21 protein-coding genes are annotated in these 20,576 nt (G+C 36.0%); 2 read left to right on the plus strand and 19 right to left on the minus strand.

Annotated features, from left to right (window positions below; all coding sequences use genetic code 11):
• Position 1: 1 nt before the first annotated feature.
• From phnM to licT, 11 genes are all read right to left on the minus strand, one after another.
• The gene (phnM, locus tag GMD78_RS18380) at positions 2-1,195 is read right to left on the minus strand and encodes a phosphonate metabolism protein PhnM (RefSeq protein WP_155671013.1); all 1,194 of its coding nucleotides are present in this window, start codon (positions 1,193-1,195) and stop codon (positions 2-4) included.
• A 13-nt stretch (positions 1,196-1,208) separates the two neighbouring features.
• On the minus strand, positions 1,209-2,048 hold the full coding sequence (locus GMD78_RS18385) for an ATP-binding cassette domain-containing protein (protein WP_155671015.1): 840 nt from the start codon (positions 2,046-2,048) through the stop codon (positions 1,209-1,211).
• Entirely contained in the window at positions 2,041-2,907 is an 867-nt protein-coding gene (locus tag GMD78_RS18390) for an alpha-D-ribose 1-methylphosphonate 5-phosphate C-P-lyase PhnJ (protein WP_155671017.1), read from the minus strand. Before GMD78_RS18390 ends, GMD78_RS18385 begins: the two co-directional genes overlap by 8 nt.
• The gene (locus tag GMD78_RS18395; protein ID WP_155671019.1) at positions 2,897-4,012 is read right to left on the minus strand and encodes a carbon-phosphorus lyase complex subunit PhnI; all 1,116 of its coding nucleotides are present in this window, start codon (positions 4,010-4,012) and stop codon (positions 2,897-2,899) included. The genes GMD78_RS18390 and GMD78_RS18395 overlap by 11 nt, the downstream gene beginning before the upstream one ends.
• Positions 4,012-4,608, minus strand: a complete 597-nt coding sequence (gene phnH, locus GMD78_RS18400) for a phosphonate C-P lyase system protein PhnH (RefSeq protein ID WP_343042429.1) — start codon at positions 4,606-4,608, stop codon at positions 4,012-4,014. Before phnH ends, GMD78_RS18395 begins: the two co-directional genes overlap by 1 nt.
• A 36-nt stretch (positions 4,609-4,644) precedes the next feature.
• Positions 4,645-5,070 (minus strand): phosphonate C-P lyase system protein PhnG, encoded by a 426-nt coding sequence (gene phnG, locus GMD78_RS18405; RefSeq protein WP_343042430.1) that lies wholly within the window; start codon positions 5,068-5,070, stop codon positions 4,645-4,647.
• Positions 5,071-5,300: 230 nt separating this feature from the next.
• Positions 5,301-6,017, minus strand: a complete 717-nt coding sequence (locus tag GMD78_RS18410; protein ID WP_246187700.1) for a GntR family transcriptional regulator — start codon at positions 6,015-6,017, stop codon at positions 5,301-5,303.
• Between the two features lie 692 nt (positions 6,018-6,709).
• Positions 6,710-8,149: a 6-phospho-beta-glucosidase gene (locus GMD78_RS18415; protein WP_155671023.1), complete on the minus strand. Its 1,440-nt coding sequence runs from the start codon at positions 8,147-8,149 to the stop codon at positions 6,710-6,712.
• Positions 8,150-8,212: 63 nt separating this feature from the next.
• Complete coding sequence (locus tag GMD78_RS18420; RefSeq protein WP_281349729.1) at positions 8,213-9,649, minus strand: glycoside hydrolase family 1 protein; 1,437 nt, start codon at positions 9,647-9,649, stop codon at positions 8,213-8,215.
• 72 nt (positions 9,650-9,721) lie between these two features.
• Positions 9,722-11,638 carry a beta-glucoside-specific PTS transporter subunit IIABC gene (locus tag GMD78_RS18425; protein ID WP_155671026.1) on the minus strand — a complete coding sequence of 639 codons (1,917 nt, stop codon included), beginning with the start codon at positions 11,636-11,638 and terminating at the stop codon, positions 9,722-9,724.
• A gap of 235 nt (positions 11,639-11,873) precedes the next feature.
• Positions 11,874-12,734 carry a BglG family transcription antiterminator LicT gene (licT, locus tag GMD78_RS18430; RefSeq protein WP_155671028.1) on the minus strand — a complete coding sequence of 287 codons (861 nt, stop codon included), beginning with the start codon at positions 12,732-12,734 and terminating at the stop codon, positions 11,874-11,876.
• 353 nt (positions 12,735-13,087) lie between these two features.
• Here licT and GMD78_RS18435 point away from each other — a divergent pair, with 353 nt between their 5' ends.
• The gene (locus GMD78_RS18435) at positions 13,088-13,327 is read left to right on the plus strand and encodes a Parvovirus coat protein VP1-like protein (RefSeq protein WP_155671030.1); all 240 of its coding nucleotides are present in this window, start codon (positions 13,088-13,090) and stop codon (positions 13,325-13,327) included.
• 124 nt (positions 13,328-13,451) lie between these two features.
• Here GMD78_RS18435 and GMD78_RS18440 read toward each other — a convergent pair whose 3' ends face one another.
• From GMD78_RS18440 to GMD78_RS18475, 8 genes are all read right to left on the minus strand, one after another.
• Positions 13,452-14,174, minus strand: a complete 723-nt coding sequence (locus GMD78_RS18440; RefSeq protein WP_343042431.1) for an ABC transporter permease — start codon at positions 14,172-14,174, stop codon at positions 13,452-13,454.
• A 17-nt stretch (positions 14,175-14,191) separates the two neighbouring features.
• Positions 14,192-14,890, minus strand: coding sequence for a fluoroquinolone export ABC transporter permease subunit (locus tag GMD78_RS18445; RefSeq protein WP_155671032.1), 699 nt, complete (start codon positions 14,888-14,890; stop codon positions 14,192-14,194).
• The gene (locus GMD78_RS18450; protein ID WP_155671035.1) at positions 14,887-15,741 is read right to left on the minus strand and encodes an ABC transporter ATP-binding protein; all 855 of its coding nucleotides are present in this window, start codon (positions 15,739-15,741) and stop codon (positions 14,887-14,889) included. The genes GMD78_RS18445 and GMD78_RS18450 overlap by 4 nt, the downstream gene beginning before the upstream one ends.
• Positions 15,742-15,882: 141 nt before the next feature.
• A complete protein-coding gene (locus GMD78_RS18455) occupies positions 15,883-17,151 on the minus strand; it encodes a hypothetical protein (RefSeq protein WP_155671037.1) in 1,269 nt (422 codons plus the stop codon).
• Positions 17,152-17,189: 38 nt separating this feature from the next.
• A complete protein-coding gene (locus GMD78_RS18460) occupies positions 17,190-17,528 on the minus strand; it encodes a hypothetical protein (RefSeq protein WP_155671039.1) in 339 nt (112 codons plus the stop codon).
• A 184-nt stretch (positions 17,529-17,712) separates the two neighbouring features.
• Entirely contained in the window at positions 17,713-18,363 is a 651-nt protein-coding gene (locus GMD78_RS18465) for an SDR family oxidoreductase (protein ID WP_155671041.1), read from the minus strand.
• A 179-nt stretch (positions 18,364-18,542) separates the two neighbouring features.
• A complete protein-coding gene (locus tag GMD78_RS18470; RefSeq protein WP_246187702.1) occupies positions 18,543-18,980 on the minus strand; it encodes a hypothetical protein in 438 nt (145 codons plus the stop codon).
• A 164-nt stretch (positions 18,981-19,144) separates the two neighbouring features.
• Positions 19,145-19,804 (minus strand): type 1 glutamine amidotransferase domain-containing protein, encoded by a 660-nt coding sequence (locus GMD78_RS18475; RefSeq protein WP_155671043.1) that lies wholly within the window; start codon positions 19,802-19,804, stop codon positions 19,145-19,147.
• A 338-nt stretch (positions 19,805-20,142) separates the two neighbouring features.
• Between GMD78_RS18475 and GMD78_RS18480 the strand changes: the two genes are divergently transcribed.
• Positions 20,143-20,550, plus strand: coding sequence for a VOC family protein (locus GMD78_RS18480; RefSeq protein ID WP_155671045.1), 408 nt, complete (start codon positions 20,143-20,145; stop codon positions 20,548-20,550).
• Positions 20,551-20,576: the final 26 nt, after the last annotated feature.

The raw sequence follows: 20,576 nt of genomic DNA on the forward strand, positions 1-20,576 counted from the left end.
GTTATTTCTCCCTTCTGTTCCTTCTATAACTAGTTGTAGTCATCACCTGACCATTCACGATTGTCGTCGTTAGCATCGGATACCCATCATCCAAGCGTTCAATAATTAAAATATCTGCCTTTTTGCCAGGCTTGATCGATCCTAGTTCATGTTCCAGATGGACAGCCTTTGCCGGATTTAACGTCACCATTTGAAACATTTCATGTAGATCATTCCCATACGTCTCACTTAATTCGAAGACCGCATGCAGTAATGAAGCAGGATAATAATCACTGCAAAGAATATCCGCACATTGACTACCAATGGCTTTAGCGGCAGATAAGTTTCCAGAATGAGAGCCACCGAGAAGGACATTTGGGGCACCAACCATTGTTTGGAGTCCTAATTCCTTCGCTCTTTTTGCAACTTCCATAGTAATTGGGAATTCACTAATACTTGTTCCAAAAGACTGAACTAATTCTAACTTATCGAGATGGTCATCATCATGAGAGGCTACTGCAATTCCGTTATCAATTGCTAGATTTGCTACTTCAGAGATTTTTTCCAATGTTAAGGACTCCCTACTTCTTCGTTCAGCAATGATTACATCCACTTCCTCATCTGTTACATTGCGATAACCTTTTAATGTATCGCGGAACACTTCCAAGTCTCGATATTGACCTTGACCAGGAGTATGGTCCATAAACGATAAAAGATGTACTTTACCTTGCTTGATATTTTCGATTAAACGATCCACGCCATCCATGTTGTCTAATTCAAATCTGGCATGCATGCGGTGACGAATTAAATGAGCTTGATGATGTGTTCGATCAATTGCATCTACTAATCTCTGAACATTCTTCGGATAACGCATCGGTTTATGGGTAAAAACATCCTCCCGGTAAAATGATAGCGAATGGAAAATTGTCGTGATTCCATGACCGATTAAGATTTTTTCCGCTTCTCTTAGACTAATATCAACATCCATCAAACTTGTTGGTCTAGGGGAAACAATTGATTCAATATAATCGGAATGTATATCAATAAATCCAGGTGAAATATAACCTCCTCTTGCATCAATAAAACGGGCATCCCATCTACTATCTAATTCCTTTTCTGGGATTATCTCTTTAATTGATTCTCCTTCAACAACCACTGCGAAGCCATCGATTATCGCTGCTTCCGTCACAACTTTTCCATTATGAATAATGATCAATCCACTAAACCTCCTATAACAATGAATAGACTAATTGTTGCGTATACTTATGAGATGGATCCTCTAAAATTTGGTCAGTTAACCCTTGCTCAACAATCTCTCCATTTAGCATAACGATGGTCCGATCTGCGAGCATTCGAATGACCGCCAAATCATGGGATACAACTACCATGCTAATGCCGAATTCTCGTTGAATGGTTTTTATTAAATCCAATACATCAGCCTGTACAGACAGGTCCAGTCCTGTAGTTACTTCATCTAGAAATAAAACGGGCGGATTATTGGATAGTGCTTTTGCAATTTGAACCCGCTGCTGCATTCCCCCTGAAAAGTGACGAGGTTCTTCCTTCATACGAAAAATAGGGATATGAACAGTTTCTAGCAATCTCTTCCCGATTTTCTCCATTTCACCAACATTTCTATTTCCGGCAGCAATCAATTTTTCTGCAATATTCCCAATGGAGGAAAAGTTCATTTTTAGTCCGTGTACTGGATTCTGATAAACCATTCCATATTTATAATTGCGAATATAGCGCTTTTTTTGAGACGATACTTCGAACAAATTTTGCCCCCTTAGTTCCTCATCATCGAGAAGCACTTCACCAGAAGTTACTTCGGAGTCAAAATACAGACATTTCATCAGGCTGGATTTTCCACTACCACTTTCACCAACAACACCTAGAATTTCACCAGCAAACAAGTCTAACGAGATATTTTGACAAGCATACACCGTTCCACAAGACTCACAGTAATTTTTAGTTAAGGACCGATCTTCTGCGTTTATACAATGTCTGCAGCCAGCTCCAAATTGCCGATTTAAATTCCGAACCTTAAGGATTGGTTGATCATGCATCAATGCTCCCCACCTCTTCCTTCTGTGTTGAATTTAATCTTTCCATACAAAAGCTTGTATCATTACATTGGAATAACTTCTGCTGCGTATGATCATCGATTAACTCATCAAGAAATACCCCGGTTGCTCCACATAGATGACAAGACTTATCGGTAAAATCTTCCGTTCTGAATAGATAATCATCAAATGCAAGAGAGGCTACATCCGTATAGGGAGGAATCGCATATATTTTCTTTTCACGACCAGCACCTAGTAATATCAATGCCTCCGATTGATTCATCTTTGGATTATCAAAACGTGGGATAGGACTTGGAGCCATAACATAACGATCATTCACATAGACAGGATGATCCGCTCCAGTCGAGATTGTTCCATACTTCATAATCTGTTCAAATAACATCAACCAAGCTCCGCTATACTCTTGCTCAGAATGAAGCAGTTTCGTTACAGACTTTTTTGCTTCATACGCCCGCAGAGGTTCTGGTTCTGGAACTTGGAGAATCAGGATCTGATCGTCTGTTAACGGAACCTCAGGAATGCGATGTCGAGATTGGATTAATGTAGCAGTTTTCGTCTGTTCCGTTAATTCTACCCCTGTCGTTAATTGGACTAGCTTCTTAATATTTACAGCATTCACCGACTCATCTGCTCCCTGATCAATTACCTTTAATACATCCTTTTTCCCAATGAGTGATAACGTTATTTGCAGTCCCCCTGTTCCCCAGCCACGAGCGATAGGCATTTCTCTTGATGCAAATGGAACTTGATAACCTGGGATAGCTACTGCCTTGAGGATGGTACGGCGAATTTCTTTTTTAGAACCTTCGTCTAAAAAGGCAAAATGTGACTTATTTAGCATTTTTTCTGACCTCCTGTTTCACACCTCTTACACTATCGAGTTTCGATTGAAAAGTTACATAATGAGGAAGCTTCAAATGTGATATAAAACCCGTTGATTCAACCGAATCAATATGCAATAACACAAATTCCTCATCATGGGTTGGAAAGGAAGCTTCCGGGTGTTCTAGGCATTGATCGAGAATACTCATCGCAATGGCCTTTGTTTCGTTCTGTCCAAAACAAATTCCATATCCAATCTCAAATTCTAAATCGTTTTCCTGCTGATTATAATTTTTTGTAACTGGTACAAATGACTCGACTTCCGTTATCTTTACTTCACCAATATAGTAGTCATTTTCTTGATCCTCAGTAGTTTCATTTGGTGGGGCAACATAGATCGGTACCATTCCTACCCGAACTTCACCCACTGTTGGATGTACCTGTCCATATCCTCGTAGAGATGCATAGCCTAAAGAAGTAACAGCACCAGTTTGACCACGAGTAAGAGTTTGCAATCTCTCACTACGAGAAGCTGGAAACTCCAGACTTTTTTTCGTAATATCATCTGGAGGGGTATTATCCACTTCGTGTTCAGTAAATAACCCTTCCTCCCGCAGATAATCTACTACCTTCGAAAAATAGATCAAATTCTTGCTCGGTAGTTTAGGCGATCGTTCCTGTTCGTAATCTGTTAGCCATTGCTCGATCGCTTCTTTAGTTTCATGTATTAATTGAAAATCCAAAAGACGGTGGGTGTAATCACTAGTTGCTCCAAGTAATTGACCTCCTGGGATATCTTTAAAGCTTGCAGAAATACGGCGCTCTACAAACATACGATCTGTTTCCACTGTTTGACTGTAGTAGAGCCTTGGTAAAGTGGAACGATGAGCCCGAAGTAAGAAAACCGCTTCTTCCATACTACCTTCTGCTTGTTTAATTGCTAAGGCAGCAAGATTAGGCTCATACAGGCTTGCCTCTGACATCACTTGATCAATTAAACCACGCATCGTAGATTGAATGGTTTTAATTTCAATCACTTCCCGCCCTCTTAACCGTTCATAGGTTAATCGTTTAAGAGATGCTTCAATTGCTTCTGTTCCACCCTTCACAGCAACATACCCCATTATTGTGTTCCTCCTTTCAGTACGATTGTAGTTGTTCGAGGGATACAAAGTACTTGAGATTTAGCATCTGTCAGAATCATATCAATACCTAACGGAAATTCTTTGATTCTCTCATTCCTTGCTTGGATAATTGAATCTGAAATATCTAGTTGAATGGTTGTTTGCTGCTGAATTCCTGGACCACTTAAAATAAGATTACCTTCCTGTACAATCCGCTCATTTTCCACAATCCATGTAGCAGCATGTTGTGGATCTAATAGATTTCCTATTTTACATGTTCCCATTGCCTCTAAGATTGTTTGCTCTTTTGTCCCTTGTAATACGATCACAAAGTCTGCCTCATCAATAGGCGCATTTCTAGCCAAGGTATATTCAGCAATCTGTTTTTCTAAGTTCTTCTTCTGTTTGTTAGATACAATATGAAAACTAACCTCCGCATCAAACAATGTTAGGATAGTAAGATACGTTGCTTCGTGACAAGACCAACGATCAGTATGTGCAATAGTAGATTTAAGTGTGGAAACCTCTCCTGGTCTAGACATGCTATGTAGCAATTTACGAAATACAGCTTGCATATCATGTACAACATCTATCACTATTAAAATCCTCCTTTTTCTCTTTACTGAGTTGGACTACATGTCCATCGTTTCAAATTGGACTCTTGTCTCTAATAATTCCGTCTGCTTTTTTATTTTTTCTGTTAATATGGATTCTTCTTCTTCCAGCAATCGCTCTTCCCATTCTTTTGTTTCTTTTAAATTGGCTTTAAATGCACTATCAATAATTGCTAAATGTTTTGCGAGTTCTTCTTTCATTCCTATCACAATACCGATTCCAATTTGTTGTTTAATTTCTACTTTTGCCTCGGTTACTAGTACCTCACCAAGATGGAAAAGAGAGTTTTTCGCGGTTTCCCGCATTTTTATCATCGTTAATCCATATCTAGGGGACATGACTTCGCGATATGGATAGTGCTCCATAATATGTTCAGCAAATTCTCTTGCTAAGTCTGAATTCCCTTGAATTAGAATTTCTGTTCTTCTACGTCGATTCATCATTCCTCGACCTCCTTCCAAGTTCATAGTAACTTGTCGCCAAGTTACCATGTGTTAAGAAATCCTTAATTATTTGTAAATGGAATTAACAATTTTTTTGTGGATGAGAGTTGCTAGATGGGGATGCACGGATTAGTCGGTGGCGATGGGGATGAATTGTTGGTTGTAAACAAATCACAAATTGATGTATTTTTGCTAAGCAAAAAAGCACACACTCGAAGTGTTGTGCTTTTTCACAGGTCGTCAATCGTAATGTCATATTTAAATTTATCGCTTCGATATAATATTTTCGTATGTTCTAAGACTGACTGAGAATCAGCATCAATACAATCACTTTCAACTACAATGAGCGGTACCATACTTTTACAAGCAAGTAGCTGTTGTTCCTTTGATGTTGGAAACGTAACACTTAAGAAGGTTTTTCTGCTAGAGAATTGCTGGATTCCCTGTTCCCGATAATACGCAAACATAGATAAAATAGATGATCCATCATCTCCAATTTTGGGGAAGTTTGCTTCACTTACATACGAGTAATGTATAGCGATTGGTTCATCATTAATTAACCGCAACCGTCCTACTTGATAAACAGTATCCATTTCACTAGCTTTCAAGACCTCATAGATTTTGGGATCAAAGTTTATTTTTTCACATGATATATTGATGGTGTTTAAATCGTAGCCCAACTTTTCCATTTTCTCTGTAAAACTTGTTTTCCCTGTAAGTGGAAGCTGAATAGGAATTGACTTCTCCTTTAAATAGCGCCCTTTCCCTTGGACCGAGTAAATATAGGATCGCTCCTCTAGTTTTGTTAATGCATTTCTTACCGTTATCCTTGGAACATCGTAAATATCTGCCAATTCGTTCTCAGAAGGAAGCTTTGCTCCAGGGAGTAGTTTCTTTTCGATAATCTGTTTAATTAAATCATCGATAATGACTGACTCTTTATGCATGACGATCAACATCCCCCTACTTCTACATAATCCCTTTGCTAATAAGGCTATTTATAATTTTGCCGGCTTTTAAAAATGGAATATATCTCTATTTATCCTAAATGGAAAAAGGGACGATGTCTAGAAAGGATGTGTATTCTCTTGTTAATATAAAGACCATCTGTCCAAACATTCAGATGGTCTTTTTGGGCTAAAAGCATAAGTTAACTAAAGATAACCGAATGAAATATTCTAATTAAAAAAATCTACCTCTTTCACTGCTTTTATCTCTTCATGATTACAATTCGCACAATAAAAATAATGTAAGCAATGATGTCCTTCTAGTGACTTACGATCACCGTCAAAAAACTTCATCATCTCGATATCCATATATGCGCTATAATCGTCAAAGTAGTCAGTGACTTTCCCTTGATCATCTATATTATAATTACAGTTTGGGCATTCTATAGTAACCGATTCTAAACCATTGCATAAAGGACAAAAATACATCATTCCATCTCCTTTATTACCTACATATATCTAAATTCCCTCAAGTAAGATTGATTTATGTAAAAAAAGAAAATAGAACTTAAAATGAATTAAAAAAAGCACCTCCGCTTTAACAGAGATGCTCCAAAACTAGGACCTGGGGTCGGGTTCCACTGGGACAATGAACCTGACCCTATGTCCCAATTGCCCTATAGCTCGCTTTATTATAGGTTTTCTCCATTGGATTCTATTACTTTTTTGTACCAATGGAAGCTTTTCTTTTTACTTCTGTTTAATGTTCCATTTCCTGCGTTATCTCGATCTACATAAATGTAACCATAACGTTTTTTCATTTCACCTGTAGAGGCACTTACAATATCGATTGGCCCCCAGCTTGTATAGCCAATCAAATCAACACCGTCATTAATTACTTCTCGCATTTCATTTATATGTTCTCGTAAGTACTCAATTCGATACTCATCTATAACTTCACCATCAGCATTCGGTTCATCAACCGCACCCAATCCATTTTCAACAATAAATAATGGTTTTTGATAGCGATCATACAACTGGTTTGCAGTAATGCGTAAGCCTTTTGGATCAATTGTCCAACCCCACTCGGATTTTTCTAGATATGGGTTCGTAATGGATCCAAACACATTTCCACTCGTTGTATTTTCTTGAACTTTAGGGTCTGTACTTGTTACTCGACTAGAGTAATAACTGAATCCAATATAATCTACCGTATGATTCTTAAGAACTTCTTCATCACCTTTTTCCATTTCAAGCTCGATATTATTTTCCTCGAAGAATCGTTTTGCATAGCCAGGATATTCTCCGCGGGACTGTACATCAATAAAGAAAAATGATTCACGGTCCTTACTCATTGCATCATATACATCATCTGGATTGCTGGTATATGGATAAGTCATTCCTGCAGCTAGCATACAACCAATTTGTACATCTGGAATAATTTCATGACCTGCTTTTACAGCTAGAGCACTTGCAACTAGCTGATGATGTGCTGCTTGATATTTCACCAACTGTTCATTTTCGCCTTCCTCAAATACGAGTCCAGCCCCAACATAAGGTAAATGTAGTAGCATATTGATTTCGTTAAAGGTTAACCAATATTTCACTTTATCTTTAAAACGAGTAAATACCGTTCTTGAATACTTTTCAAATAAGCTTACTAATTTACGATTCCTCCAACTACCATACGCTTCCACTAAATGAACTGGAACATCAAAGTGGGCTAACGTAACAAGAGGTTCAATATCATATTTACGCAACTCATCAAACAAATCATCATAAAATTTTAATCCAGCTTCATTTGGTTCTTCGTCATCGCCATTTGGGAAAATACGAGCCCACGAAATCGAAAGACGCAATGTTTTAAAGCCCATTTCCGCAAAAAGAGCAATATCTTCTTTGTAACGATGATAGAAATCAATTGCTTCATGGGACGGATAAAATTCTCCTTCTAAGGGAGAGAAAGAAGGCAATTTACCTAACATAATCGGAAATCTCTTTTCTCCTATTGGTAGTAGATCAACTGTTGTTAATCCTTTTCCGTCCTCTAAATACGCACCTTCTGTTTGGTTCGCTGCAATTGCTCCTCCCCATAAAAAATCATTTGGGAAGCCATTCATTTTATTTGCCATATCCAATCACCTCTTCTATTAAAATAAATCAGTGAGGACAAAGCCCCACTGATAATTAATACTTTATAAGTTTTCTCCATTAGATGAAATAACATCTTTATACCAGTAGAATGACTTTTTACGTTTACGTTCTAACGTACCGGTACCGTCGTCATGCTTGTCAACGTAAATATAGCCGTAACGTTTAGAGTATTGACCAGATGATGCACTTACTAAATCAATACATCCCCAGCTTGTGTAACCAATTAAATCAACGCCATCTTCAATTGCTTCGCCCATTTGTTCTATATGCTCACGAAGGTAATCAATACGATAGTCATCGATAATCGATCCATCTTCTTCTACTTTGTCATATGCACCTAAACCATTTTCAACGATCATAAGAGGTTTTTGATAACGACCATACAGTTCATTTAAAGAAACTCTTAAACCTATAGGGTCTATTTCCCATCCCCAATCACTTGCTTTCAAGAATGGATTTTTAACTCCCCCGACTAAATTCCCTTGCCCCATCTCTTCAGGTGTTTTTATTTTTTTATCCGTTCGTGACATATAGTAACTGAATGAGATAAAGTCTACTGTTCCTTCTCTAATTGTTTCAAGATCTCCATCTTGGATATCAAGTTCAATATTATTCTCTTTAAAATATCTCTTAGCAAAGTAAGGGTATTCGCCTCGTACTTGTACATCCCCTGAAAGGAAATTAAAGATATCTGCTTCCTGTTTCGCATGCATTACGTTCTCTGGATTTGAATCATACGCGTAAACTGGTGCGTAAATCAACATGCAACCAATTTGTGATTCAGGAATGATCTCATGTCCTAACTTAACCGCTTGAGCACTAGCAACGAATTGGTGATGTAAACCTTGAAAACTATCCTGCAGACGAGTTTCTTCACTTTCCGGTGAAAAGCCAAGTCCAAATAGTGGCATATGAGTTGCACCATTTATCTCATTAAAAGTGAGCCAGTATTTAACTTTATCTTTGTAGCGAGTAAAAATCGTTCTTACATAACGTTCAAAGAAGCTAACCAATTTACGATTTCTCCAACCACCATATTCTTTTATAAGGTGTAATGGTGTTTCATAATGTGCTATCGTTACCAATGGTTCAATTCCATGCTTGTGAAGTTCATCAAACACACGGTCATAGAAAGCTAAGCCTTCTTCATTCGGCTCTAGTTCATCACCATTTGGGAAAATACGACTCCATGCAATACTCAAACGGAACACTTTAAAGCCCATTTCTGCAAATAGAGCAATATCTTCTTTGTAACGATGGTAGAAGTCAATCGCTTCATGATTCGGGTAGGTGTATTTTGATTTATCAATTTCAAAATCAAAACCAGTTTGTGATAATAATTCAAGTCTTGCTTTACCACCAGGCAAAACATCTGCAAGATTAAGACCCTTTCCACCTTCTTGATAAGCACCTTCTAATTGATTGGCAGCTGTAGCACCACCCCATAAAAATCCTTCTGGAAATCTAGTAGCCATCATATATTCCTCCTATTTGGGACATGGGGTCGGTTCTTCTGTCTCAGGGACAAGGGACCTGACCCCACTTCCCCATTATTTTGCTTTTAATTCGATTAATGAATCTTGGTTTTTTATTTCTTGTTCGTTTGTTGCTGTTATTTCAAATTGATCATGGTTTGTCACAACTACTGGTGTAGACAATTCATATCCTGCTTCTTTAATTGCTTTGACATCAAATTCAATTAATAATTGACCTTTTTCTACACGACTTCCTTGTGTAGTGTGAGCTGTAAAATGTTTACCTTCTAGTTGTACAGTGTCCAAACCAACGTGAATGAGTATTTCAGCACCTTCATCAGAAGTGATTCCGATAGCATGATGCGTCGGGAATAACGCTGAAACCGAACCAGATACCGGTGCATGTAGCTTACCTTCAGAAGGTTCCACTGCAACACCTTTACCTAATGCACCTGATGCAAAAGCTGTATCTCCAATATCAGCTAAGCTTTTAACTCGTCCATTAAATGGACTAACAATTACGTGATTGTTTACTTCTTTAGCACCTGCTAATGGTTGCATAGGTTCTGCAGCTACAGAATTGCTAGCTTCGTTTTTGTTAATGCCGCCGAAAAAGTAAGTTAATGCAAATGCTAACACCATTCCAAATGCAGCAGCGATAATAGCACCAATAACTGACATATCTATACCTTCTTGAGGGATAAAACTAGGAATTTGGAATATTCCAAGACCACCCATTACATATCCTTTTGTACCAAAGAACCCTAACATTGCACCACCAATTGCTGATGAAACAAGAGTGAAGATAAATGGTTTTTTAAGTGGCAACGCAATACCATACATACCAGGCTCAGTAACACCAAATATGGAAGAAATAAATGCTGGTGCACTAAGCGTTTTTGTTTTTTGATTTCTTGATTTAATCCAAACTGCTAGGATCGCACCTGCTAAAGCAAATGAATGAACAAATACTAACGCTAAGATTGGGTCTACACCGCCAACTGTAAAGTTATTTATTGCGATTGGTACAAGTCCCCAATGTAATCCAAACATAACAAACACTAACCAAAATCCACCGAGAAACGCTCCAGCAATAATAGGACTTAAATCATATACCCATACAGTTGCTGTTCCTAGTAATTGACTTGCCCAAGTCGCTATTGGACCAATTACGATAAATGTTAATGGAATAATAATTAACAATGTAAACATTGGTACTAAAAACATTCTTACAACGGATGGGATAACTCTTGCAAAGAATTTTTCTAGTTTTGCTGCAAAGAATGCTGATACAATAATCGGAATAACGGACATCGAATATGTCATCAAAATAACTGGAATACCAAAGAACTCAATATATACAGGTGATTCAAACATGGTTCCTGCAAATAATGTATACAAAGGATCTCCAGCTGCTGGTATTCCTTCAAGTGCCGGATAAACCAAGGCCATTGCAATAACCATACCTAAGAACGGTGTTCCACCAAACTTTTTCATTGCTGTATATCCTAGTAGGACCGGTAGGAAATAAAACAGTGCATCCCCTACTGCATTTAAAATTTGGTATGTTCCACCGGTATCATCAAGCCATCCTAGTGCAACAAACAGTGCGTTGAAACCTTTAATCATACCGGAAGCTGCTAATACTCCTAGGATTGGAGTAAAAATACCTGAAATCATATCGATAAAACGATTAAACAGACTACCTTTTTCCCCACCATCTGCATTATCTGGTTGTGCAGATTCAAAGCCACCTTCTGCAACCACCGCTTTATATACTTCTGGTACGTGATTTCCAATAACTACTTGGTATTGGCCACCACTTTTCCTAACAGTAACAACACCATCCATATTTTCTAACACTTCTGTATTCGCTTTACTTTCATCCTTTAGTTTAAAGCGAAGACGAGTAATACAGTGAACAACACTGTTAACGTTTTCTTTCCCGCCAACATTTTTAATAATGTCTTTTGCTAATTGACCGTATTTCATCATTAGCCACCTTCTCTCCCTGTTTTTTGATTTTGGCAAATAAAAAACCTGAACCGATCAGGAACAGACAAATACACAGAACTAGCGTATTGTCGATTCTAATCGATTCAGGTTATGCCCAAAATAGGTAACATTCCTAAATTTAAATATATAATTTTGTCGTTAATTAATTAACAATTACAATTTACCACGACTTTTATCCTAAGTCAACAGGAAAATGAAACGTTTTCATATTTTAGTCACTTTTAGTCGAATTTTGCTGACGATACGTTACTCGATGAATATGAACAGTTAAATATACTTTTTCATCCTGTGCCAAAGACCAATTAAAATTCTTTTCTAAATATATATTTATTTTTTCTGTACAAGCATATGCTTTTTCATATTTCCTTTGTATTTGCTCATAAAGGAAATCATCAACGGTATCTTCCATTTTCTCTTTTCTAACGAAGCGAACGGAAAAATAACGAAGGTGGGTTATAAATCGTTCATAGTTAATCGAGTCTTCATCCAATTCCATTTGGTAATGGTATTTTACTATATTTAAGATGTTATTTACCATATCGGTTACTTGAACCGCTATTTCCATGTTTTCTCCAGAAATTTGACTGTTTACTAAATGTAACGCAATAGACCCTGCATCATCTTCATCTAAGCGAATTCCTGTATGGTTTTCGATAATATCTAAAGATTTTATCGCAATTTCATACTCTCTTTTATAGTACTTCCTAATTTCATACAACAGACTATTTTTTAATTGAATACCTTGTTCATGTCTTGCAATGGCGAAACTAATGTGATCCGTCAATGCAACATACAAATATTCATCTAATTTGTACGGTAGATTTGCTTGGGCATATTCTAAAATTTCAGAGGAAATGTCTAAATATTTTTCAGAGGTGTATTTTAATAATTGATCTAGCTTTTCTGAAATTCCTGTATTTTGTAGTACAAAGGTTTTCTCAACTTTTGACTCATCAATCGATTGCCCAACCTTTTTTTGAAAGGCAAGTCCTCTCCCCATTACTACTAATTCCTGGTTATTTTCGTTTTCCGTTATGACTACGTTATTGTTTAAAACTTTCTTTATCTCCATTTAAACACTACCTCAAACATCATATTTTTAACACTAACCGTAATTGTTTTTTAACACACTTTATATCATCTAGTCAAAGTAAATGAAGAATTACTAATACTTTAAAATTTTTCATATCTCAAAAATGAACCCCATTAAATTCCACTCATACCTTCATATGTATGCCCATTACTCTGAACTCTTCTCAACATAAACTGGTATATATTAACTAAAGATCATTATTAGAAATCTTAGCTTTTGTTAAAGGGATTCTTAAAAAGAGCTCTTTGCTTTTTTAGCAGATAGGAAAGTTTATACGTTCCTATTTGCTAAAAAACAGTTGGTCGATATAAACGAATAAAGGAGGGGTAATTATGCCATGTTTACCAGGCTACCGTTATTGCGGTCCAGGCTGTCGTGGCCCCGGTGCACCAGTAAACCAATTAGACTACTTTTGTATGCAACACGATGCCTGCTACCGTCAAAGCAGTTCTAGACGAGCTTGTGACGAAATATTTCTAAGAAGGCTACAGCCATATATTCATAGAAGAGATAAAATAGGTAGAGATGCAGCGTTAATGTATCGGGCTATTTCATTAAAACAGAGTTTTTAAATCACGAAAAATAATCTACAGTAAAAAACTAAAACACTCATAAACTCGAAAATTTGATGGTTGTGAGTGTTTATTATTTGCTGTTGATTCTTCACCTTCCAAACGCACGGTTTCTTCATCTAGACTATTCAATTTTCTTTTGAAATTTATTTTTTAATAAGATAAACCATAAAAATGTTACCATTACACCGATCAAGAATTGATACCAATAGTAACTAGAATTCATATTTATAAGCATAGAAACTGGCCAATAGACAGGAAATAGCATTACTAGTTTTACCATTGGATTAGTGAAAACGTAATCGATAAGCGGAACTAAGATGCATAAATTAATAACCTTTGTTAAAGCTAGTCCTTCCACTTTGTTTGATGCTAATGTAGACATGATCATCGTGATAATAGGAGTCTGTAAAGCTAATAATATAGCAACTGGAACAAATGAAAACACATCTATTTGAACAACTCCTTGTATGAGTACAATCATAAATGACAATATAAATGTTAAACCCATCGGAACAAGTAGGCGGCCATATAAATATCCCACTTTTGTTAATGGCGTAATCGAATAGTATAGTAAAATTCCTTCATCTCTTTCATCTAGTATGATAAACCCAAAAAGCATACCTATCATTAATGGTGTCATTAACAAAACTAAACTTATAATAATCAGAAAATGCGCTTGAAAATTAAACGACATATATTGATTTAGCAAACGATCAAGCTCAGGTAGTCCGATTCGTGCAAGAACAGCTAATAATAATGGTCCTAACATCGAAAATATTAATAGTGGATCCCTTTTTATATTTTTCCAATCAGTTAAGGCCAATAAGAAAACACGATTTAACACTATTTTCACCTCTTCTTCTAATGAAAATATTTGTATTTTATAAACCGATTCATTGAATAATAAGCCCATCCATATGCGAGTGCTATCCAAATACAAGAAGTGATAATAGCGTAAATATACATGCCAAGGGATAATTCAGTCAATGAGCCTTCTAAAAGAACTAGGACGGCTTGGGTTGGTAATAAATAGAAAAGGATCGAATCATATACATTAAAAAAGGAAACCAAAGGCAAATAAAATAAAACGACAAAGATTGGAGACATATACAAAAAAGCATTGATCGATTCCACGCGAACTGACAGAACAATACCAATCAATGTAAAGAAAACAGAGCAAAACACTACAGCTAGTATGAATGGGAAAAAATCGAATGAATTTAGATGTATGACTGAAAATATGACTAAGCTTGAAATAATAGCTAAACAGGTTAAAGATAACACTTTACTCCATACATATTCATGAATAGAAATCGAAGAAATAAACAAGGATGGAAAAATGGATTGACTTCTTTCTAGTAGGATTAGACCACCAACAAAGAAAAACCCTAAAACAGATGGATCGGTAAAAATGATAAAAATAGAAGTATCGTGAATAATAGATTTTGGTACATACATTAATATTCCAATATAAAATAAGCTAACAAGTGCATACGCATAGTAGAATCCATGACGAATTTGAAACGTGACATCCATTTTAATTAAAGAAAATAGTCTCATAGAAGTTCCCTACCTGTCGTTTTAATAAATACATCTTCTAATGTTGCTTCTTGTGTGTGCATCGTTATGATTTCATCTTTTTTTAAAATCGTCTGAAATTCCATGTTTTCACTTAAGCCTTTTAGTGAAAAACGAGCTATTTTTACTCCTGAATTGTCTCTATATTTAACTTCCACTTCTTTTTTACCATCATTAATCTTTAACTTTTGTGGAGAATCAATTAAGGAAATGGCGCCATCAACGATGAAGGCTACGCGATCGCATAGTTCTTCCGCTGTATTCATATTATGGGTTGTGATAAGAATGGTTTTTCCCTTATCCTTTTCCGTCTTGATGAGTTCACGCAAATTTTTATCGTTAACTGGATCTAAACCGGATGTAGGTTCATCTAGAAAAATAATATCCGGATCATTTAACAATACCCTACAAAAGTTCAAACGCATTTTCATACCTTTTGAGTAATTACTAAACTTAACATTAGCAGCATCTTCTAAACGAACCTGTTCTAATAATTCCATAGGATTCCTAGTTGTTGACTTATACAACCTGCTAAAAAAAGTCAGATTTTCAAGTCCAGTAAACTTATGATAAAAGTTAGGAAACTCAAAGCCAACTCCAATACGTTCTAGATACGTAGAATCCAGTAGCTTTAATTCTTGATCATCTATTTTGACACTACCTTTATATCCCTTTAAAATACCTATTAATATTTTTTGAATCGTACTTTTTCCAGCACCTGATGGACCTAAAAACCCAAAGATTTCACCCTTATTTACCTGGAAGGTAACGCCCTTTATTGTATCCTCTATCTTTGCTGGATATCTATACATTAAATTACTCACATGAATCATGATACCTTCCCCCTTAAGGTCCTACAGTCAAATGATAATCAGTTGGTTTTCATTCAAATTATTAGTACCATTTCTTGGTAATATTATTAACTTGTATTCATCCAGAAAATGGCTATTAATACTAATCTATTCCAATATAAGCTACAAATCATTTAATTCAATTACCTCACCATTTAGTGCGTTCACTCCATATTGGCAATCTAATCTTCCACATAATACATATTGACTTAGTTTAAAATCATATACATAATAAGGTTTTAATTCAAAAAAACCCTTGAGTTTTTCATATGCTTGCTCTTTTGTGACTGTTAATTTTTCATATCCTAAAAAGTTCTCAAACATCTCTAGCATCGGTTTATTATCCATATAATTTACAGCTTGAAAATTATTAGGATCTATCATAACTACTAATTTTCTCCTAAATACTCGTTGTTTCTCTTTAGTAGTCCGTAATATAGCATGAATATACCCATGTTCGCGATGGATCGTTTCCAACTTCCAGTTTCCAGAATCGCTTGGATACTCCTGCTGTAGCATTTTCTTAACTGCTTGAACAACTTGTTGTTGAATAGCTTTCGTAATTGGCATAGAATCAGGAGATGGCTCTCTTGAAAATACTTGATCTACGGATACTTCCTCAAACCAATTTATCTCTTTTCTATCAAAATATGTATCTATTGATCTTTCCCAGAGCAATACTTGGTCCAATTGCTGATACTCCCGAACATCAGATAAAATTTCAACCGGAATGGTAAACATTTGGTCGTTAGTAATAAATATCTCCTCCAGTACATAAACTGGTACTAATTTCTGTTGTTCAAAAGAAGGAATTTCGATCAGTTTCAATTGCTGCCGACTTAACGATTCTATTATATCAAGGGAAAGTGTATATTCTGCTTTTTTGACCATATCTTTCGAAGGAAAATGTCCGTGAACAGAGAACAACGTCAATTTTCCTTCTTCGTTAATCTTAAATTCTATAAATCCAGATGGAGAAACATCCACACCTTCGATACATTCTCGAAATTGTAGCTCCCCTTCTTCAGCTTTATGTAATTGGAATTGATTTCTATAGGTTAGTCCGGTTTCTCTTTCAATCCAATTTATAATATCGTTTCTATTATAGTTTACAAATGAATTCCCAATGGCAAACGTTTGACCACCAACAAAAATGATACTTATAATTTGTTGATTTTCAACTCCTATTTCAATAACTGCTGTACCTTCCGGATTCGTACCATCTTCCTCTTGTTCAGTAACATGATTCGGAAACCATTCCATGGACATTGTGTAAACTGTCTTACTATGTATTGTTACTTCCCTATGAAGACTGTAATTTCTCAGGTAATAATTATCTAATCCAAATCTATTTTTAGTAGTATCTATTATTTCCTTTATTCTTATATCCATTACGTCAACCCCCATTTCGATTTGGAATAAAATGCGTTTTACTTATTCAAATATAATCTAGCACTTGTAGATGGGAAGTACTGTATAAGATAACGAGTCCCTATTTCTTGTTTCACTTTTTCCGTTAACATAGCTCCTAATCTATTAAAATCATCTTCTAGCTGTATAGCATTAGCAACCAATCTGTCGTATTCCCAATCTATCCATTCCCCGTATTTGATGGACCATGCTAACAATTCCTCTGATAGTTTTTGGGAAATAGGGAAGTCATCTATGTTGAAATTGCAGCTACATTTGTTGCACCAAAACGGATCCGCCCCCACATCACCTTCAATTTTTATATCGTATGTTTCTCCACAATCACATAAACATTTCAACCATCATCACCACTATCCCATAAATATTATTTTAACTTCCTACGTTTGTATGAAGTGGAAGGATTCAAAAATTGAACCTTCAATCAGTAGGGATTGTTATATACATGATAAACCAAAAGACAATTCACCACATGGGCAAATTGTCTTTTCTATCATTCAAGCTACAACAAACTGTCGGTTCAATTTAAATAGAACCTATCGCTTCCTCAACCGGTGTATTCCCATTCAACACCTGAAATTCTTTTCCAATTGTTGAGTCATTTTCTAAACTAGCAACGATAGCTCGCGCTACATCTTCTCGAGGAATTTCAGCTATATCTAAATCAAAGCCTGTTTTTACTTTCCCAGTTCCTTGATCATTCGTTAACCCACCTGGATGGATAATCGTATAATCCAAATTAGTGGACCTCAACCATTCATCCGCATAATATTTTGCTGCAACATATGGTGCAAATGAAGGAGGGGCATCTAGAATGGCTTGACGTCTCGTGTCAAACGAACTAATCATGACAAAACGCTTCACACCAGCAGCTTTAGCCGATTCAATAGTTTTTATTGCTCCATCCAAATCAACCATGATGGTTTTATCTTTTCCTGTATGTGGTCCTGAACCTGCTGTAAATACGATCGCATCGACTCCTTCAGCAGCTTTTGCAATACTTTCAATATCTCCCTCAAGATCTACTACTGCCGATTCCGCACCTAAATGTTCAAAGAAGGGGGCTTGTTCTTGATTACGAATCATTGCCTTTGCTTCCATGTTACCTTTATCCTGAATAATTGAAACAAGATGTTTTCCAATTTGCCCATTGGCTCCAACAACTAAAACTTTCATTTTATACACCCTTTCTAAAATAAGGTAAAAATAACGCTATCCTATTTTTTCCAATATTGCTTACTCCTATCGTAAATTGAAAAAGAGGATTATGTCTAGAAAACAGCTTATGAATACATGGTAGCAATAATATAGAATAAGCCCCAGTCTCTGGGGCTTATTCACTCTAAACTAAACATTTAGTGGTACCTAAACCAAACGAACCAACCATCTGTTTCATCACTTTTGGCTAAAAAGATCTGACCTTCCAATGCACTAGCACTTTTTCCTTCCCATCTAGGAAAGTACAATCTAACCAACCAAGATTGATCTGCTACCGCTTCTCCACAGAAGTTTTTAGCCATTTCATAATAAACCTCTTCCTTCTCTTGACCAACCGTTTCCAGAAAAGGTTGAGCAGTAATTACTTCCCACTCGGAATAAAAATTACCATAGTCACCGGCTCCGTATGTATCAGGTACAATCTCCTCCAATGCATCTACAAGTTCATCCTTATCTTTCAAAGAAGTTTTTTCCAATTGTTTTACATTTGGACATTCTACGTTTGGTTGAGCACTTATTGGATATGGCAACACAAATAACATAAGCAAAAACATTACTATACTTATTTTTTTCATCTGCTTCACCTCTTTAGTAATGTCCCAATAATTTACAGTAGTTATTCATCTAATATGATTGTATGTAAAAGAACAAGGCAAGACCAATACTTCATTCTATCTAAAACAAAAACTCACAAATATCATAATTACAATATCTGTGAGTACTAATGAATTATTTAATTTTACTGTTCTTTTAACGCTTCTACTACTTTTTCTGAAGTACTTTTACTTGACTGCGGATTTTGACCAGTAACTAAAATTCCATCTCTAACCGAATGATCTGTCCATTTTTCTCCTGCTGTAAATTCAGCACCTTTCTTTCGTAACTCTGTTTCTAATAGGAAAGGCATATGCTGATCAAGTTGCATCTCTCTTTCTTCAGTATCGGTAAATGCTGAAACTTTCTTCCCCTTTACTAATGGTGTACCATCTTTGTAGGTGACATTCACTAAGCCAGCTGGACCGTGACAAACAGATCCAATGATTTTGTTCTCTTCTGCAAATTGTTGTAAAACATAAAGAAGTGTTTCGTTCTCCGGAAAATCAAACATTGTCCCATGACCACCTGGTAAAAATATAGCATCAAAACCATGTGCATCCTCTTTTGATAGCCTTTCTGTATGTTTTAACTCATCCTCCGCTTTCTTCCACTCCGATTTTTCTTCTATACTATTTGGGTCCAATGGTACTTCACCACCGTTAATACTAGTTACTTTCACGTCATATCCATTTTCTTTAAACGTTAAATAAGGTACTGCAAATTCCTCCAACCATAGCCCTGTTTTATGATCATCCGTAATCGTAGTGTGATTCGTTACAACCATTAGTACTTTTTTATTCATTATTCTTCCTCCTATTTTCCTTTTTAAGTTATTTTCTTAAAGCAATCCAACTATATCGAATATATTGTTTTCTTTTCTAAAATTAACAATTGTAGTTTACACATGAATTCCCTTTCTTACCTGGTTTAACGAATTAAATAAAAAAACATAAGTAGAATCTTCATTTGACTCCCCTTTTTTAAAGTTAATTATTAATTGTACTTAAAATTATCATAGAAGATAAGAAAGTTAATTAATAGTGATCCAAAGCTCCGTAAAGTAGCAATTGATAAGAAATTTAAATGTAGTTAAAGTGTTACCATTGCATTATAGTGACAAAATTCAAGGAGGAAGCGACAATGACAGTAAACATCACACCCTATTTAATGATGGGAGGAAACGCCCGAGAAGCTATTCAATATTATCAGAAATCTTTAGGAGCAGAAGTAATGATGCTGATCAATTACGATGATATGCCTGACCCTTCTACAGAACATTTACATGGCCTTGTAGCTCATGCAAAATTGCAGATTGAAGAATCGACTATAATGATTTCTGATAGTCCTAGTACCACACCTATTCAACAGGGGAATCAAGTGACAATCTCCATTACAACCAATGACGTGGAAAAATCAAAACGTTTTTTTGAGGCTTTAAAGGATGAGGGCAAGGTAAAAATGCCATTTCAACAACAATCATTTAGTCCTGGATATGGCAGCTTAACAGACAAATTTGGAGTAACCTTTCTTTTCGATACAGAGATTTAGTTCTGTTTTTGTAACATGTTGGAAGT

It is taken from the genome of Ornithinibacillus caprae, assembly GCF_009728145.1.
GTDB classification, from domain to species: domain Bacteria; phylum Bacillota; class Bacilli; order Bacillales; family Amphibacillaceae; genus Ornithinibacillus; species Ornithinibacillus caprae.

Coding starts and splice junctions, on each gene's coding strand:
- GMD78_RS18385 (WP_155671015.1), bottom strand. CDS start 2,048: ATGCATGATCAACCAATCCTTAAGGTTCGGAATTTAAATCGGCAATTT.
- GMD78_RS18390 (WP_155671017.1), bottom strand. CDS start 2,907: ATGCTAAATAAGTCACATTTTGCCTTTTTAGACGAAGGTTCTAAAAAA.
- GMD78_RS18395 (WP_155671019.1), bottom strand. CDS start 4,012: ATGGGGTATGTTGCTGTGAAGGGTGGAACAGAAGCAATTGAAGCATCT.
- phnG (WP_343042430.1), bottom strand. CDS start 5,070: ATGATGAATCGACGTAGAAGAACAGAAATTCTAATTCAAGGGAATTCA.
- GMD78_RS18410 (WP_246187700.1), bottom strand. CDS start 6,017: ATGCATAAAGAGTCAGTCATTATCGATGATTTAATTAAACAGATTATC.
- GMD78_RS18415 (WP_155671023.1), bottom strand. CDS start 8,149: ATGGCAAATAAAATGAATGGCTTCCCAAATGATTTTTTATGGGGAGGA.
- GMD78_RS18420 (WP_281349729.1), bottom strand. CDS start 9,649: ATGATGGCTACTAGATTTCCAGAAGGATTTTTATGGGGTGGTGCTACA.
- GMD78_RS18425 (WP_155671026.1), bottom strand. CDS start 11,638: ATGAAATACGGTCAATTAGCAAAAGACATTATTAAAAATGTTGGCGGG.
- licT (WP_155671028.1), bottom strand. CDS start 12,734: ATGGAGATAAAGAAAGTTTTAAACAATAACGTAGTCATAACGGAAAAC.
- GMD78_RS18435 (WP_155671030.1), top strand. CDS start 13,088: ATGCCATGTTTACCAGGCTACCGTTATTGCGGTCCAGGCTGTCGTGGC.
- GMD78_RS18445 (WP_155671032.1), bottom strand. CDS start 14,890: ATGAGACTATTTTCTTTAATTAAAATGGATGTCACGTTTCAAATTCGT.
- GMD78_RS18450 (WP_155671035.1), bottom strand. CDS start 15,741: ATGATTCATGTGAGTAATTTAATGTATAGATATCCAGCAAAGATAGAG.
- GMD78_RS18455 (WP_155671037.1), bottom strand. CDS start 17,151: ATGGATATAAGAATAAAGGAAATAATAGATACTACTAAAAATAGATTT.
- GMD78_RS18465 (WP_155671041.1), bottom strand. CDS start 18,363: ATGAAAGTTTTAGTTGTTGGAGCCAATGGGCAAATTGGAAAACATCTT.
- GMD78_RS18470 (WP_246187702.1), bottom strand. CDS start 18,980: ATGAAAAAAATAAGTATAGTAATGTTTTTGCTTATGTTATTTGTGTTG.
- GMD78_RS18475 (WP_155671043.1), bottom strand. CDS start 19,804: ATGAATAAAAAAGTACTAATGGTTGTAACGAATCACACTACGATTACG.
- GMD78_RS18480 (WP_155671045.1), top strand. CDS start 20,143: ATGACAGTAAACATCACACCCTATTTAATGATGGGAGGAAACGCCCGA.